The 15,041-nt window shown below is 44.0% G+C and carries 15 protein-coding genes; 6 read left to right on the top strand and 9 right to left on the bottom strand.

Annotation, left to right across the window (positions count from 1 at the left end; all coding sequences use genetic code 11):
• Positions 1-41: 41 nt before the first annotated feature.
• From AC3ITG_RS15590 to fba, 3 genes are all read right to left on the bottom strand, one after another.
• On the bottom strand, positions 42-842 hold the full coding sequence (locus AC3ITG_RS15590) for a DeoR/GlpR family DNA-binding transcription regulator (protein WP_413378770.1): 801 nt from the start codon (positions 840-842) through the stop codon (positions 42-44).
• Positions 843-1,026: 184 nt separating this feature from the next.
• Positions 1,027-1,989 (bottom strand): 1-phosphofructokinase family hexose kinase, encoded by a 963-nt coding sequence (locus AC3ITG_RS15585; RefSeq protein ID WP_489254298.1) that lies wholly within the window; start codon positions 1,987-1,989, stop codon positions 1,027-1,029.
• Positions 1,953-2,819, bottom strand: coding sequence for a class II fructose-1,6-bisphosphate aldolase (gene fba, locus AC3ITG_RS15580; protein ID WP_489254297.1), 867 nt, complete (start codon positions 2,817-2,819; stop codon positions 1,953-1,955). The genes AC3ITG_RS15585 and fba overlap by 37 nt, the downstream gene beginning before the upstream one ends.
• A gap of 329 nt (positions 2,820-3,148) precedes the next feature.
• Between fba and AC3ITG_RS15575 the strand changes: the two genes are divergently transcribed.
• Together AC3ITG_RS15575 and AC3ITG_RS15570 are read left to right on the top strand one after the other, a co-directional pair.
• Positions 3,149-4,192, top strand: a complete 1,044-nt coding sequence (locus tag AC3ITG_RS15575; RefSeq protein WP_489254296.1) for an SIS domain-containing protein — start codon at positions 3,149-3,151, stop codon at positions 4,190-4,192.
• 225 nt (positions 4,193-4,417) lie between these two features.
• Positions 4,418-5,269 (top strand): aldo/keto reductase, encoded by an 852-nt coding sequence (locus tag AC3ITG_RS15570; protein WP_489254295.1) that lies wholly within the window; start codon positions 4,418-4,420, stop codon positions 5,267-5,269.
• Positions 5,270-5,432: 163 nt separating this feature from the next.
• Here AC3ITG_RS15570 and AC3ITG_RS15565 read toward each other — a convergent pair whose 3' ends face one another.
• Entirely contained in the window at positions 5,433-6,347 is a 915-nt protein-coding gene (locus AC3ITG_RS15565) for an arginase family protein (RefSeq protein WP_489254294.1), read from the bottom strand.
• Between the two features lie 105 nt (positions 6,348-6,452).
• Between AC3ITG_RS15565 and AC3ITG_RS15560 the strand changes: the two genes are divergently transcribed.
• Positions 6,453-6,815, top strand: coding sequence for a winged helix-turn-helix transcriptional regulator (locus tag AC3ITG_RS15560; RefSeq protein WP_489254293.1), 363 nt, complete (start codon positions 6,453-6,455; stop codon positions 6,813-6,815).
• 40 nt (positions 6,816-6,855) lie between these two features.
• Positions 6,856-7,191, top strand: a complete 336-nt coding sequence (locus tag AC3ITG_RS15555) for a winged helix-turn-helix transcriptional regulator (protein ID WP_489254292.1) — start codon at positions 6,856-6,858, stop codon at positions 7,189-7,191.
• Between the two features lie 80 nt (positions 7,192-7,271).
• Here the strand turns inward: AC3ITG_RS15555 and AC3ITG_RS15550 are convergent, their stop codons facing one another.
• From AC3ITG_RS15550 to AC3ITG_RS15530, 5 genes are all read right to left on the bottom strand, one after another.
• Complete coding sequence (locus tag AC3ITG_RS15550) at positions 7,272-8,714, bottom strand: hypothetical protein (RefSeq protein ID WP_489254291.1); 1,443 nt, start codon at positions 8,712-8,714, stop codon at positions 7,272-7,274.
• 342 nt (positions 8,715-9,056) lie between these two features.
• Positions 9,057-9,896 carry a formylglycine-generating enzyme family protein gene (locus tag AC3ITG_RS15545; protein WP_489254290.1) on the bottom strand — a complete coding sequence of 280 codons (840 nt, stop codon included), beginning with the start codon at positions 9,894-9,896 and terminating at the stop codon, positions 9,057-9,059.
• Positions 9,897-10,099: 203 nt separating this feature from the next.
• Positions 10,100-10,735 (bottom strand): glycoside hydrolase family 11 protein, encoded by a 636-nt coding sequence (locus tag AC3ITG_RS15540; RefSeq protein ID WP_489254289.1) that lies wholly within the window; start codon positions 10,733-10,735, stop codon positions 10,100-10,102.
• 318 nt (positions 10,736-11,053) lie between these two features.
• The gene (locus AC3ITG_RS15535; RefSeq protein ID WP_489254288.1) at positions 11,054-12,526 is read right to left on the bottom strand and encodes a DUF4179 domain-containing protein; all 1,473 of its coding nucleotides are present in this window, start codon (positions 12,524-12,526) and stop codon (positions 11,054-11,056) included.
• Positions 12,513-13,040 (bottom strand): sigma-70 family RNA polymerase sigma factor, encoded by a 528-nt coding sequence (locus AC3ITG_RS15530; RefSeq protein ID WP_413378747.1) that lies wholly within the window; start codon positions 13,038-13,040, stop codon positions 12,513-12,515. Before AC3ITG_RS15530 ends, AC3ITG_RS15535 begins: the two co-directional genes overlap by 14 nt.
• A gap of 165 nt (positions 13,041-13,205) precedes the next feature.
• Here AC3ITG_RS15530 and AC3ITG_RS15525 point away from each other — a divergent pair, with 165 nt between their 5' ends.
• Complete coding sequence (locus AC3ITG_RS15525; protein ID WP_489254287.1) at positions 13,206-13,868, top strand: MBL fold metallo-hydrolase; 663 nt, start codon at positions 13,206-13,208, stop codon at positions 13,866-13,868.
• Positions 13,869-14,116: 248 nt separating this feature from the next.
• Entirely contained in the window at positions 14,117-15,022 is a 906-nt protein-coding gene (locus AC3ITG_RS15520) for an ArsR/SmtB family transcription factor (RefSeq protein ID WP_489254286.1), read from the top strand.
• Positions 15,023-15,041: the final 19 nt, after the last annotated feature.

The following is a 15,041-nucleotide window of genomic DNA, read 5'->3' as shown; positions in this document are numbered from 1 at the left end:
GCCAGCATATGAAGGGAAGGGCGTTTGAGTATTAAGCGTATTTATATAGAAGCAACGTGGTCTGTAGTTGTATGTATCGCAATCTGATGCTCCCGGCACGCCTGCTCAAACCATCCCTCCGGCTGTTTATTCGTAATTACCCCTGTCACCTGAGTTAAGGGAGCAATAGTAAACAAAGCACTTTTCTCAATCTTGCTTTGATCGAATACAGCATAAACTTCGCTGGAACGTTCCATAGTTAATTGGGCTATACGGGCTTCAAGCTCGGAATGCATCGTAAAGCCGAAATTCTGCGTTACTCCGTCCACCCCGAGAAACATTTTCGTAATGTTAATTTTGTCGATCACGCTTTCCGCCAGCGGACCACATAATTCGTAGCTTTTGGAACGCATAACGCCACCAATGACCACGACCTGAATATCTTCGGCATCAGCCAATTCATAAGCAATATTCACCGCGTTGGTGACAATCGTAATATTACGGTGCTTTTTGAGTGCCTTCGCAATAAAGAACGTCGTTGTACCTCCCGTCAGGCAGATAATGTCTCCCGCTTTAACAAGGGCGGCGGCCGTGGCGGCGATCCGTTCCTTATCCATCCGTCTGAAATCGCGTTTTGCTGCAAAAGGCAGCTCCGATACCGCCGACGTCAGACCCCCTTCATATATGGCTCCCCCATTTGTTCGAATAATCTCGCCCGCTTTTTCAAGTGCGTCCAAGTCACGTCTTGCAGTTGCTTCTGAGCAGCCAACCGTCTGGACAATCTCTTGCAGCGATATTTTTCCATGCGATTTAATCAGTTCCAATGTTTGTGCTCTGCGCAGTTCACCCTTTGAATATTGCATAAGTCTCTCCTTTAATATGTCTGGGCCTGCATGATATCCGTTAACTTCAGCCCGTGCTAGCTCTATTGTGTAGGATGAAAGGATGGATTGCAATATGTCGACGTGAACTGCATCCCATAAGAAAAGCATCTCTCTAACGGTTATTCATGAGGGATATGAAGCTGATTTTCAAAACCTTCAACCATTATAAAGGTATAATTTGCACCTGATGTTCGTATTCCTCAAACAGAACATAGTCGATGTCACCTGCTTTAGAAGACATTGCATTCGTAGCAGCAGCCGTGACAGCCGTACGCAGTCTGGACTCAGCCGAATCGCCGCGCTCTCCTGCATATGCCATGCCGGCAACAAAGGCGTCTCCGCAACCTACCGTATTCACAGGCTGAATGGATGGCGGCTTCACCATATATGCATTTCCTTTTAAAATAGCCAGTGCACCGTCACTGCCGAGTGTTATGCACACCTCGTCAATGCCTTGATCCGCCAACCTGTGCGCTGCACGGGCCCATTCGCTCACGTTTCTTGGCTTCTGCCCCAGCCATTCGGCCAGCTCCTGCTCATTCGGCTTCACGAAATGGGGTGTTGCACTCAGCCCAATGCTGAAACTTGTTCCACCTGTATCCAGAAAGGCTTTCGCGCCTGCTGAACGAACAATACAAATCAGTTCTGCGTACAATGTGTCCGGTGCACCTGGGGGTAAGCTTCCAGACATGACAACCGCACTGGACTGGGTGGCAAGCTCCTGTACTTTTTTCTTGATCGCTTCAACTTCGGCTTCTAACATGGTTGGACCCTGCCCAAGCAGCTCGGTAGAGCTGCCACTGGAATCGTCCACAATGTTAAGGCAGACTCGGGAGTCTCCCGCTGATTGGATAAAAGCAGTCCGTATCCCCCGTTCAGTCAGACTGCTCTCAATAAATTCACCGTTATTGCCAGCAATAATGCCTGTGGCTGTGACTTGTCCCCCGAGCTGCCGGATCACCTTGGCTACGTTATTGCCTTTGCCACCTGGCTCATTAACCTGTCGGGTCACCCGATGCACTTGGCCTACGCCAAACTTGTCAACGTACAACGTCCGGTCGATGGCCGCATGGAGTGTGACTGTCGTAATCATCGGACTACGCCGGCTTTGCCAGTGCTTCCACATAACCGTATTTTCTCCATGGCAAGCCGTTTAACTGCTTCCTTCGCCGGAGCCATGTATTTGCGTGGATCATTCTCTTCCGGATGAATTAAAAATACATCCTTGATAGCTTCGGAAAAAGCAATACGCAGCTCTGTGGCTATGTTTACCTTGGACATCCCCAGTGCAACCGCCCGATGAATCTGTTCAGCTGGTATGCCCGAACCACCGTGCAGTACCAAAGGAACCGATACTCGATTCGCAATAGTTTCAATTCGTTCAAAATCTATGTTCGGCTGCCCCTTATATATACCGTGTGCGGTACCGATTGCTGGAGCGAGTGTAGTTACGCCGGTACGTTCAACAAAATGCACGCAATCTTCAGGATCTGCTAGGGAAGCATGCTGTTCCTCAACGACAATATCGTCCTCAACGCCGCCGACCTTGCCAAGCTCCGCCTCCACGTTCACGCCAGATGCCTGAGCAACCTCCATCACTTTACGGGTTAGGTTCACGTTTTCTTCAAAAGGGTACATGGATGCATCGATCATAACAGAGGTATAACCTGCTCGAATGCATCGGATAATCGTCGAAAAATCAGTGCAGTGATCCAAATGAAGTGCGATGGGCATATCCGTCAAGTCCGCTGCGGTTTTAGCCGCATGGGCAATGTAATCCGGACCCAAGTGGTTGACTGTGCCCACCGTGGTTTGAATAATTAGTGGTGATTCGGTTTCTACAGCCGCTTCAACGACAGCCTGAAGCATCTCCAGGGTATGTACGTTAAATGCAGCGATGGCGTATTGGTCCCTGCGAGCTGTTTGCAGCATTTCAGTGGACGAGATCAGTGGCATATCCATTCCCCCTTAAAAGGTTTCGTCGCTTCCTGCTTCAAGGATTCGAGTTAAAATAACATCTTCTATCAGGTTACATAGCGACGATTTGAACGATCCTGCACCTCCCTTCACGGGTCAGATGAGATTGGGAAACATTTGATAATTTCTAGCTTGTGATCATAATAATCTTTTTATTTGATTAAATCAATCATTATTTTGGAAAACTATTGCAATTTAGAGGGATATAAAGGCATAATTATGATTAACACAATCATTTAACTATACATTTGATCGAAAAGATCACAAACTGAAGTTATCAATCTAAATCGTTCCCGGGAGGTATTTTTATGAGTTTGACGTATCGTGAAGTAAAAGAACAATATAAGGCCCTGCAGCAGACCTACAACTATTTACTGGCCAAGCGCACGGAATTTACTGCCTTTGTCCAAGCTCAAGGGATTACCTCCGTAACCTTTGTTGGCGCCGGGTCCAGCTATTGCTTGAGCGAAGCGGCCGCTTTTTCCTTCCGTTTGCGTGCTGGCCTGCCTGCGATGTCACTTGCCGCTGGTGATCTCATGCTCCATGCAGACCGCTATCGTCCCATGCTGGAGGGTAGCCTGATCATAGCGCCGTCACGATCTGGCAGCACTAGTGAGGTCGTTGAAGCGTTGCGTTTACTCCAGTCCGATCAACGTATTCCTTTATTAACGATTTCTTGTGTAACGGACTCGCCGTTATCCAAAAGCGCTGATTTCCCTCTGGAACTGCCATGGGCTTTCGACCATAGTGTTTGCCAGACTCGCACAGTAACCAATCTGTATGCAGCCAATCTGCTTCTTGCCGCTTTTCTTGCTGATGATGATGAGCTGATTATCGATATGCAGGAAGCGATTCACCAAGGTGAAGCCTACATGGCACGTGTAGAGGACAGCATCCGCCACGTCTCCGACTTCAACTGGACGAATGCAGTCCTGCTTGCAGACGGTGAACTACAAGGCCTGGCAGCCGAGGGTGCCATCGCTCTGACCGAAATTGCCAAGACACAAGCCCACGCATACCATCTTCTTGACGTTCGGCACGGGCCGATGGTGACCGTGGGTTCGGATACTTTAGTGATCGCTGCCTTGTCGGACAGCGGTATTGAGCATCAGCGCAATCTGTTGAGGGATATTAAGGAGCGTGGAGCCACCATTATTACGTTTACCGATCGTGCGATGGGCATCCCACAGGAATTTATCGACCTTGAGATCACAACAAGTCATCCGCTCAATACAGCGGTGCGGGGTATCCCTTTCATTTTCATCTCTCAAATCGCTGCTTTGGCAAATGCCGAACGCAATGGTATTAACCCGGATCAACCCGATGGGCTGGTGGCCTGGGTCAAGCTGTAAGAAGAAAGGTTAGTTCTTTCGATCCGCTTGGATGGTTGGAAAAGTGGAAAATTCTGAAGGAAATCCAAAGACTTCTATTCGAGGCAGAATAGAAGTCTTTTATTTGAAAGTCAGGAGTGAATTTCATACGTCCTGTGAGATAATTAGGCAAACATTTGATATGAATGATATAACGCTAGAATTATGATTTGGTACATAATAAACCTATAATAAGGAGGGCTTAACATGGAAAAAGTAATACTTAACAATGGTGTGGAGATGCCTATTATGGGTTTTGGTGTTTATCAAATTGCAGATCAAAATGAATGCGAACAAAGCGTTTACGATGCCATTATGGCAGGATATCGCCTGATTGATACAGCTGCCTCATATCTGAATGAAGAAGCCGTTGGTCGAGCCATTAAACGAAGTGGTTTCGCAAGAGAAGAGTTATTTATTACTACGAAGCTTTGGGTTCAGGATACTGGATATGAAAACACTAAAAAAGCATTCGAAAAATCTCTGGAACGATTGCAATTGGATGTGTTGGATCTGTATTTGATTCACCAGCCATTTGGAGATGTGTACGGCTCTTGGCGCTCAATGGAGGAATTGTATCGTGAAGGAAAGGTCCGTGCCATTGGGGTTAGTAACTTCCAGATGGATCGTCTGATCGATTTAATCATTCATAATGAGGTAGTTCCTGCAGTAAACCAGGTTGAAACACACCCGTTCAATCAACAAATCGAGAGTGCTGCATTTATGAAAGAGAATAATGTTCAGATTCAATCCTGGGCACCTTTCGCTGAAGGAAGAAATGATCTGTTCCAGAATGAAGTATTGGTATCCATCGCGGAAAAGGTGAATAAATCCGTTGCTCAGGTCGTGTTACGCTGGTTGACACAAAGAGAAGTCGTTGTAATCCCGAAATCTGTTCGTAAAGAAAGAATTGTTGAGAACTTCAATATCTTTGACTTTGAATTAAGCCAAAATGATATGGAATCGATTACTGCATTAGATACGAAGCAGAGTCTGTTCTTTTCTCATAACGACCCAGAAATGGTGAATTGGCTCGGTACACGTAAACTTGATATCTGACCATTCGGGGAGATCATTAAGTTCCTTTTCATTGAAGCTTTCATATAGAGGCAAGCAATAAGAAATATAACCAAAAGGAGCCGAAGTAATATACGGCCCTTTTTTGCTTCGGTGAGATAAATCAGTTATTGTTCAACGATGATTGCCACTCGTATATGTTATTTTATTTATTTAAAATAGGTATTTCCCCCAGTAGGTTCTTCAAGTTAATTGAATCCCATGGCATATGCTCAGTTATACCCAATCCCACGACATCTGTTTCTTCGGACAGTTCTTTGAGCAGATGAAGGAGCTGAGGGATTTGCAAGCTTCCTGCAGGAGAGAAAGTATAAGGTCCTTCAGGATTCGCGAATAATAACGAGCGAAAAGCCTTAGGATCAAGCACATCTAGATCCAGATGAATAGCCAGGTGCTTAATACCGCTTTCTTTGATCCACTCTTTGATGGATTCTGTACTTTTCGTTAATTCTTCGGCTCCGGCAGTTTTAATGCCAAGTCTTTGAATCATTTCTGTATCTGATTCTGCAGTCGTTATACCTAATCGTTCAAACGCTTCTGAGATTAATTCGCTTTCCTGTTCTGTAGGTGTTGCCAACCCTGCGATAAAGACATTTTCAGGTTTTAGAGGGATTTTTACATGTTTTGCAAACTCTTCATCCCCTTCTCCCAAAAGATTGCCCAGAGGTAGCGTATGTCCGTTATCATAACCCACGTAACCAACCAAATCACTGTGCGCGTCGATCCAGATCAAGCCTAATTCTCCATTATATCGTTCATTTAAATAGGCAAACGGAGCTTGTTCGACCAAGCAGTCCCCACCAAACATGACGATGCGGTCAGGCTTGTGAGCATGAATAATATGCTGGGCTGCTTCCAATTGTTCAATGAGCTGTTTTCTCCCATTTACACCATTCTCGTTTTCCAGTGGAGTTCCATCATATGCTTGTACAGGAACTTGAATCAGTGGTTGATCATTATCAGGAGCCAGCCAGGCAAGCAGTTCCGCCCCAAAAGAGTAGTTAGGGTTATTTCCCCCTTGCCATTGTGGCATTAACAGACGTATTGTTTTTTGATTCATGTTTTTCTCTCCTTTACTTCAAAGTAAGGTTAGTATAAACTGAACGCAAATCAAAAAGTAGTACGCACTATTATGACAGGTACTACCCGAAAGGATAGCATAAATATGAGCATGGCTGAATATCAAGGTAAGGTTAAACATATTCAAGATACGCCTTTTGGCTATACATTGTCTGTCATTGGCGGCAAATGGAAAATGGTCATCATTTATCTTTTGGCAGAAAACCAACCTGTACGCTTTAATGAACTGAAAAGACAAATTGGAGCGATTACGTTTAAAACACTGAGTTCACAACTAAAAGAATTGGAAGCGGATGGTATGGTCGAACGCAAAGAGTATCCTCAAGTCCCTCCTAAAGTGGAGTACAGTCTGACCGATAAAGCGGAAACGTTATTGCCCGTTCTGGAAGGTTTATGTGAGTGGGGTGTACAAAATCAAGGTGAAAGAGGTGTGTCGGAGGATGATTAACTTTAGAAATAAAACCTATCGCTGTACCTCGGAAATTGTCATGAGCTTACTTAGCGGTAAATGGAAAATTTCTATACTCAATCACTTAACTAAAGGTCCCATTCGGTTTAATGAGCTACAGCGACTTCTTCCTGACGCAACCCAACGCATGATTACGATGCAGCTCAGAATGCTTGAAAGTGACGGTCTGATTATTCGCAAGGTCTATCCGGTTGCACCGCCAAAAGTAGAATATTATTTGTCCGATCTGGGCGAGGAACTGGCCCCCATGCTACAGATGTTGTGCAAGTTTGGCACGACTTATATCGAGAAATTCCCCGACGAAGTATCTTGCGACAATAATGACTCTCGCTGCGACATCGCTAATGTAAATTAAAATAGTCGTAATTAGACGGCAGCAGCTCTGTACGAATACGCTGCCGCCGTCATATCATCTGTCACAAATGGTTTAAGGCATTACAACACCAGAAATTGCGTTCCATACCCCTTGCCCGAAACCAAAGCTGTTTCCAGCTCCTCTTGATCTCCTTTGTCCAATAACACCACATTTTCGGGATACAGCTTGCCTAACAAAGCCCATTGTACAAGTTCATTTCCGCCTGTTGAAATGACATGGACTCCATTATCCGTATTTGTCACCAATCCGGAATGCGACAGAATGTCTGCTACCTGATGAATGCTGGTCGATGTTCGCTTCACAGTAGCATCCTTGGAATGGTTGTTCTTTTCAGGCCGATATGAAAATCGATGTCCCCTGAAGAGCTGACCGAGATCCACACTAGATTCTACACTAGTTGATACATGACCTTCCCTCTCCAGTCTGAAACGCAAGGTCGTTCGATCTGAATCTGTATTCTGAAGCAACCGAGCGATGGATGGAAGATCACTGTGATCTTCTGAAATGTGAAAGTGATCCTTGCTGCCAAGTATACCCGTTCCTGCTTCGTCGCGTGGTGCAGCATAATAATCGTCATATTCATATTCGAAAGAGATGGCAACTATATCTTTTGTATCTTCAGTCTCAATGGTTTGTACCGAATGCCACTTCAGAAGATAACGTGCAGCCGTACCAGCCGACTCTCCCAAGCCAGCTGGCAACACGGTTCCCAAAGGATATTGAAAGCCATAACCTGCAGAGGTCAAACCCGAGCTAAGCACACTCTGTGCATATTGAACAATCGCCTTGTGAGTTAATTCCTTCCCGAGCAATTGAGTTAAAAAGACCTTACGGGCAGGCTCCAGAAAACGTAATCCCTTGAATTGCGTGTGTTCCTTGACTTCAAACGGTACTTGTTCCCAATTGGAAAAAGGAAGTAATGCATCCCGCAGCAAAACAAATTGGTGCAAGTATTCATTATATAACTGCATAACTCTTGGTCCCCCATCTGGACCCCAAACCTGAGCAATAGCTTCCGGTATCAGGGTATGACCGTAGCAATGGCTTCTAAATTCCAGCTCTCCAAGGGTTTTCGATCCATATTGCGCCAGTGCCTTCTTATCAGAATTAATCTCTCGTGCCCAGAGAACCAATTGTTCACCAATGCGTGCCGCCTGTGCTGTAAGTTCAACACCCGCTTTATCCTTCAAAGCCAACGGTCCAAGCGGTAGTGATGAAAGATCACCGGAGATCGCCAAATTGGCCTGAAGGCTGTCCAATAACACCGAAGGATTACCATCTATCGGTTCGCCAAGCTGAACCAGTATGGCCTCAAGCAATTTATCCAGCTCTATGACGACCTCTTTTGCTCTATATATTCCGTCGGGCAATTTCCAATCCAAAGCCGCATTCTCGCCTGGTCCAATCGAGTCTTGTGGATATGTGCCAATGAGAGTCTCTACATCTATTGCGTTTCCCCATACGATCCGTTTATCTTTCAAGTGAAGTTGATACTCTGGCATTTTTCCCACCCCTTCAGTACGATTTTTATATTGAATGACAATTCAACATGCCGTTCGAATGTTAGATTATCAGGTTCTCTAATCGTTGAATAGTACGCACTTTTTTGTATGATCCGATCATTTTTGTGTCGTAGGATACTTTTTGATCCTGCAAAATAAAGGTTCAAATTGTACGACAATGCATCAAGTTTCCGATCCTGTGCACTAGAATGAAATACAAGCATTTCAAAAAGAGATGCCCTGGCTAATCTACATTAGCGTGGGCATCTCTTTTTGTTCAACGACCTACTTTACAGCTTATGAGGCCGTCTTAAACTATTTGGGTACTTTACAACGTTTCGACTATTCTCCGCGAACAACACGAAAACCCTGATCCGGACCAAAACCATTTGCATCGAATTTGCCTCGAAAAGCGATCTCGTTATTGTTAACACCGCCGATCCAGCCCCCGCCCTTCACAACCCGAAATGAAGCAATTTGGCTCTCAGCATCGCTGTACCAGTCCCAGCACCATTCTCGTACATTGCCAGACATATCGTAAATTCCAAGCTCGTTGGGCTTTTGGGTACCAATCCATTTGGTTTTGGTTTTGTTGCTCTCTATGGCAGGCCAGTTCCAGTCTCCAGTTAAGATTTTGTCCCCGGCGTTCTTCCAATACCATGCGACTTCGTCGGCGTTGTTGCTGCCGCTGTATGTGTAATTCTTGCTCTCCTGACCTCCACTTGCGGCATATTCCCATTCCGCTTCTGTAGGCAGTCGGTAACCGTTAGCTCCCTCATTAATCGTTACTGTCCATTTTATATTATCGTTATCATTCTTATTATTCAGGTCTTGGGTATCCTTATCTATGTTGTAATGAGGCTTCAAGCCCTCTTGTATACTACTTTGATTGCAATACTCTACCGCGTCATACCAACTCACCATTTCTACCGGTAATTGATCTCCTTTGAATCCAGAGGGGTTATTTCCCATGATATCTTCCCACTCTTTTTGAGTTACCTCATATTTCCCGATATAAAAGTTCGACAGGGTCGCATTTCTTCCAGCAAAATTGGACTTGTTGTTCTTAAACGTACCACCTCGCACGAATACAAGGTTATCCTTCGGTTCGGGTTTATCCTGCGAACAAGCACTAATCACTAGCATTGTTGCTATTAAAAAGAACATTACTAGCTTTCTCATTGAACAATCTCCTTTAAGCTTATGGGAAAATGATTGGCTATGATACCTGTCTTTCACATCCGGCAACGTCGAAGACCGTTTGTCTGACTGAAACGGCCTTCAACATATCCGGACTGTTGGTAGAACTGAGGAAAAGGCATTGAGCCAGTCCCTAATGTATAAAAATCTGTTTTACTTTCATTAAACGAATCACCGTGGTTTGCTTACCACACCGTTACGTTGGAACTTCCGCTACTTTGATATCCTTCTGTCGCTAACACCTGGTATGACCAGCTGCTACCCAGATTCATTCCTTTGCTTGCCCATGCGTTCACATGGTTGCTGAATGTAATAGCAGAGTTAACCCCAGTCGCTCTCTTCGACTGCCTTACGCTCCAGTACTGGGCAAAGGTTTGTGTGCCGTCAATAGAAGGTGCGTTGTATCGCATTGTTGTATAGATGTCATAGGTTCCTCCGTCACTGGTGACGGTACCTTGAAGCGTTCCCGTTGGTCGATACGTGCCCCAGCTATCTACGACGTAATATTCAATGAGTGCATTTCTTGTCCACCCGTAAAGTGTCAAATATCCATTACCGGATGGAGACCAAACCCCAGCATTATAGTTAATTGTCCGGTTTGGAGATCCGACATTCCAGCCTTTACCGACAACAAAATTACCGCTATTTTGCCATGTCACACTGTAATTTCCACCTGATCCATTCACGGCATTGACCGTGCCGCCGCCATCGGTCCAATTTTGCCAATAATCTGTCGCTGCACTTGAGGTTGCTGCAAACACGCCAAAACTCATGGAAGCCGCAAGAATGACCGTCAACATTTTTTTACTAAATTTAAACATACTCTACCTCCCAATATGATTATATTTGCCCGTTCTACTGTTTTCGTCTGATTCTCGGTTGAAGTTCTCAATTACCATTTGATTCAATTCTTTTTTTTACTTTTACCTCCTTTATGACTAAATTATAGAATGATAGCGGTTACATATAAACCTGACAAACTAAAGATTAATCTCTAATATGTTTAGATTTATGTCTCCTCTCCTTCTAAAAATCGACCTGTACCTACAAGAAAACAATATGCAAAAAGCCGCCCAGAAGGGCGGCAGAGAAAGTAATAATGAGGGTATTAGTGGTCGATAGACCACACATTTAAAAAATCATTTTAGCAATACAGACCAGTCAGGGTCTTTGTACCTTTTATCTACAACTCGTCTTACCAGGATAAGTTCCTCCGGGATGTGGTCTAACCCCGTGATCCGGAATTCATAAGGCTGCTGCGTATCGCGATTTCCCATACTAATAAATCCCTCTCTCCAATTATCAGTAAGCGTATTTTTTAAGGTTGAGACCCCCCTCTTACTAACGTCATACTGCTTGCCTGCTGAATCGTATGCTTTCCATTCTTCATTGTTTATTTCATTATCCATTTCCCCGTAGAACGATACGGCCGTTTCATATGTGGCATCAGGGTTTTGTGAGTCCTCAAGCGACGTCCCAACCAACTCTATGCGATCTGTTAATATTTTAAAAGATTTGGGTTCTATCAGCTCCGATGGGCTAAAGGAAATTTTGCTGCCGTCTATTTCGGCGACCGAGTAACCATCCAAAATAAAACGATACGGTTCATGCTCTGGCAAGTACTTGAAAATATAACTCCAACGAATCTTCCCGTCTCCAATGACTGCATAATCAGTAGACATCAGACTAACCATGTCACCATTCTTTCTCGAATTTACCGAATGAATTTCTTCATTCTCTATGGTTTCAAAGTGAAAGCTCAACATCTGCTTTTCCCATAAATCATCGGGTGACCTTGCCATTGCAGCATCATTAAGTTCAGTCTCCAGTTCAAAACGGACTCCTTGCACCATTCTTGTTAACCTCTTTAAAGTGACAGTCATTCCGTGTGGCGTTGAGTAGCTACCTGACAATTCTTCTATTTTCGTTTGCTGGTTAGCCTCTCTCATATCTATATCAAAGCTAAAGTTCCAATCTCCTTTAACAGAAGGCTCGTTCCTGTTGCCAAGCGTCCCAATATTCCCTTCTATTGTAATCTTGTCTGTTTGCAATGGCTCATTGAAGAAAGCAACCATATAATAAAAATCATTTGTGTACCCCATATCGTACATGGTGTCTAATTCTTTACCGTTAGCATCTTTGATTGTAATGTTGTTCAGATCTCCAAGGAGTAACTTATCGCGATCGTGCTTACCTTTTTTATCAAAGAGTTGAAGAGCCATCGTCACTCGTGTAGGATCTGCAACAGCTTCATCAATTACCAGCGTATAACCTTTGTCCTTTACTTTGATATGAGGATTATGCACTAGTCCCAATTCTTGTGCCCGCAAAAGTCCAATATCTGGGTTATCCTTAGCAAATAAAGACCGGATCATCTCACCAAATGTTGGCACGGAATAAATCGAAACCGCTCCTAGGATGAAAAAGAGTGCTATAACTGCTGCTACCCATCTCCATCGTTTATGAGGATATCTCTTTTTTACATTCTGCTCAGAAATGGAGGAAAGTGCGTTCTCCATAGCAAGTTGTACTGTATCAGGAATGATCAGGTCTTTTCTTTTAGTATTAAATAATTGCTTGAGCTCACCGTCAACCGGATCATGAAAATTCATATTTGCCCTCTCCTTCCCCTAGAACGAGCTCGGATAATTGTCGTCTGGCCCTGAATAATCTTGACTTTACTGTTCCTTCAGAAACTTCAAGCACTCTAGATATTTCCTTGACCGATAAATCCTCGATATAAAAAAGTGTCACGATGGTTTGAAGCTGTTCCTCCAATTCGTCAATTACCTCAAACAGCTCAATTTGTTCAAAATCCCCCTTATATGATGTCTTTCTCATATCATAAGGGACAAGGGATACTCGCTTTTTTTTCTTAATAATCCGATTACACTCATTGATTAAAATCCGGATAATCCAAGTTTTAAAATAAGTGGGCTCTTTCAGTGTATGTACATTAGAAAAAGCTTTGGCAATGGTCTCCTGTATCGCATCTGCACAATCTTCATCCGTTTTAACAATTGATCTTCCTATAACAAATAGGCTTTGTTGAACAGCACGTATTAAAAATACAAAAGCTTCCTTATCTCCTTGTCTTGCAAGTTCTGCTTTTTCTGATAAATCCACCAATGCTCCCCCTTTCCTCTCATTCCTTCTATTCATTAGATCATCCTATACTCGGTTTGGTTCACAGGAAAACACAAATCTATTTTCCAATTCTACCCCGTATCTTTTTACGAAGTTGATTCGTTTACAAAGAGATACTATTTCTTTCTACGGAGGACTAATATTATGGAAATTTCAAAGGGAGTCGAAATGCTCCATCTGGACTATCATGGGAATGTGATACACCCTATTCTTTTAAAGGGTCAAGAAATGACTATTCTAATAGACACTGGTTTTCCAGGTCAATATGAGGATTTACGTGTGGCAATGGATAAAGTTGGCGTCTCGTTAGACAAACTAAAGGCGGTGATTTTGACCCATCAGGATGTCGATCATATAGGGAATCTACCGGAGATTTTGCAGACGCATGGTAACGCTATTAAAGTATATGCACACGAACTGGATAAGCCGTACATCCAAGGGGAACTGCCTCTTATAAAAGATGGTCACCTGGAGAATCCGCCAAAGGGCACAGTGAACCATACCCTAATAGATGGTCAGGAACTACCGTTTTGCGGCGGAATTCGCGTTATTCACACGCCTGGGCATACACCTGGTCATATCAGTCTTTATTTGAAGGAAAGTAAAACTCTCATTGCCGGGGATTCAATGTACAGTGTAGACGGTATGCTTGGGGGAATTCACGCCCCGACTACACCGGATATGAACGCAGCAAAACTCTCGTTAAGAAAGTATGCAGATCTCGACATTACATCTGTCGTTTGTTACCACGGGGGATTGAGTGATGTCAATGTGAAAGATCAGATAGCAGCACTCATCCAAGATTAAAGTTTCAATATACACTTTTGGAGAGTATCATTCGGTTATTCTAAAACCAGTCTGCTCATTTTGCTGTCAGTATAAATCATAAAGACGATTCTTCAGGTGCTCGCCACCCGTGGAACGTCTTTTTTCGTTGAAGAGAATAAGTAAATCATTGGACATTTTTGTTGCAAACCCATAATTGTTCGTATACAATAAAACAAATTAGTTGTTCTATAAATATAGAACAAGAAAGACGAGGGAAAATTCGAGCTATGAACTACAAAGTGGAAGTTGATTTCGCACCCATTTATGAATGTGTAAGTAGCCTGACGGTTTTCATGAGCAAACAGAATCATAATGCTCTGGATGCTGGAAAACTATGGGTCAGAGAAGTGCAAGATCGGTTCGCACCTGCCAAACTGCAACAAATGCGGGAGACGATGAAACTTGTAGATGATTTTAGCCTTGCACCTTATATTTGGAGTTGTCCTGGTGAACGCTCAGTGAGTGGTTTTTTGGATTGGCTTGAAGACCTAACCACAGGCCAGCTATATGACATCGCTGCTAATGTGAAGTTGTCCGTTCCCTCCAATCTCCCGGAACTGCGAAGCCGGACATCCGAAGCGCTTCGTGAATGGAATACCCACTATTTCAGCCAAATTGATTCGTCGATTATCGAAGGTCTCGCCTTAGAAGCTGAAACCAGACAGTCCAGTCTGAACGGAACCAATGACCTAGTGGTCTATGAGGAGGCAACGGAAGGTATGCGTCTATACCCCACCCCTCTGCTCAAACAAGTGATTCTAATCCCTCAATATCATGCTCGTCCCTTTGTCACCTCAGCCATCTTTGATGAAGTGATCTTCACCAGTTACTCTGCCGATATTCTCCCACCAGCAACGGGCCGTCCTGAACATCGGTTGTTGCGCCTAACACGAGCATTGTCCGACGAGACCAGATTATACATCCTCCGTCTGTTGGCTGGAAGGCAGTTAACATTCACTGAGATCGTTAGCGAGGTTAAACTTTCTAAGAGCACAGTACACTACCACCTGATTTCATTGAGGGCAGCGGGGCTTGTCATCGTGCATTATAATCAGAAAACTACCTCTTACAGCTTGCGTCTGGAAGCACTCAACAAGCTTTCGGAACAGATTTCAGCTTATATTGAAGAATGATGATAGTGCCCTTTAACTT

It is taken from the genome of Paenibacillus sp. GL_099_B (genome assembly GCF_057835695.1).
The sequence above is the reverse complement of the archived record's forward strand: the minus strand, read 5'-3'. Positions and strand labels throughout refer to the sequence as shown.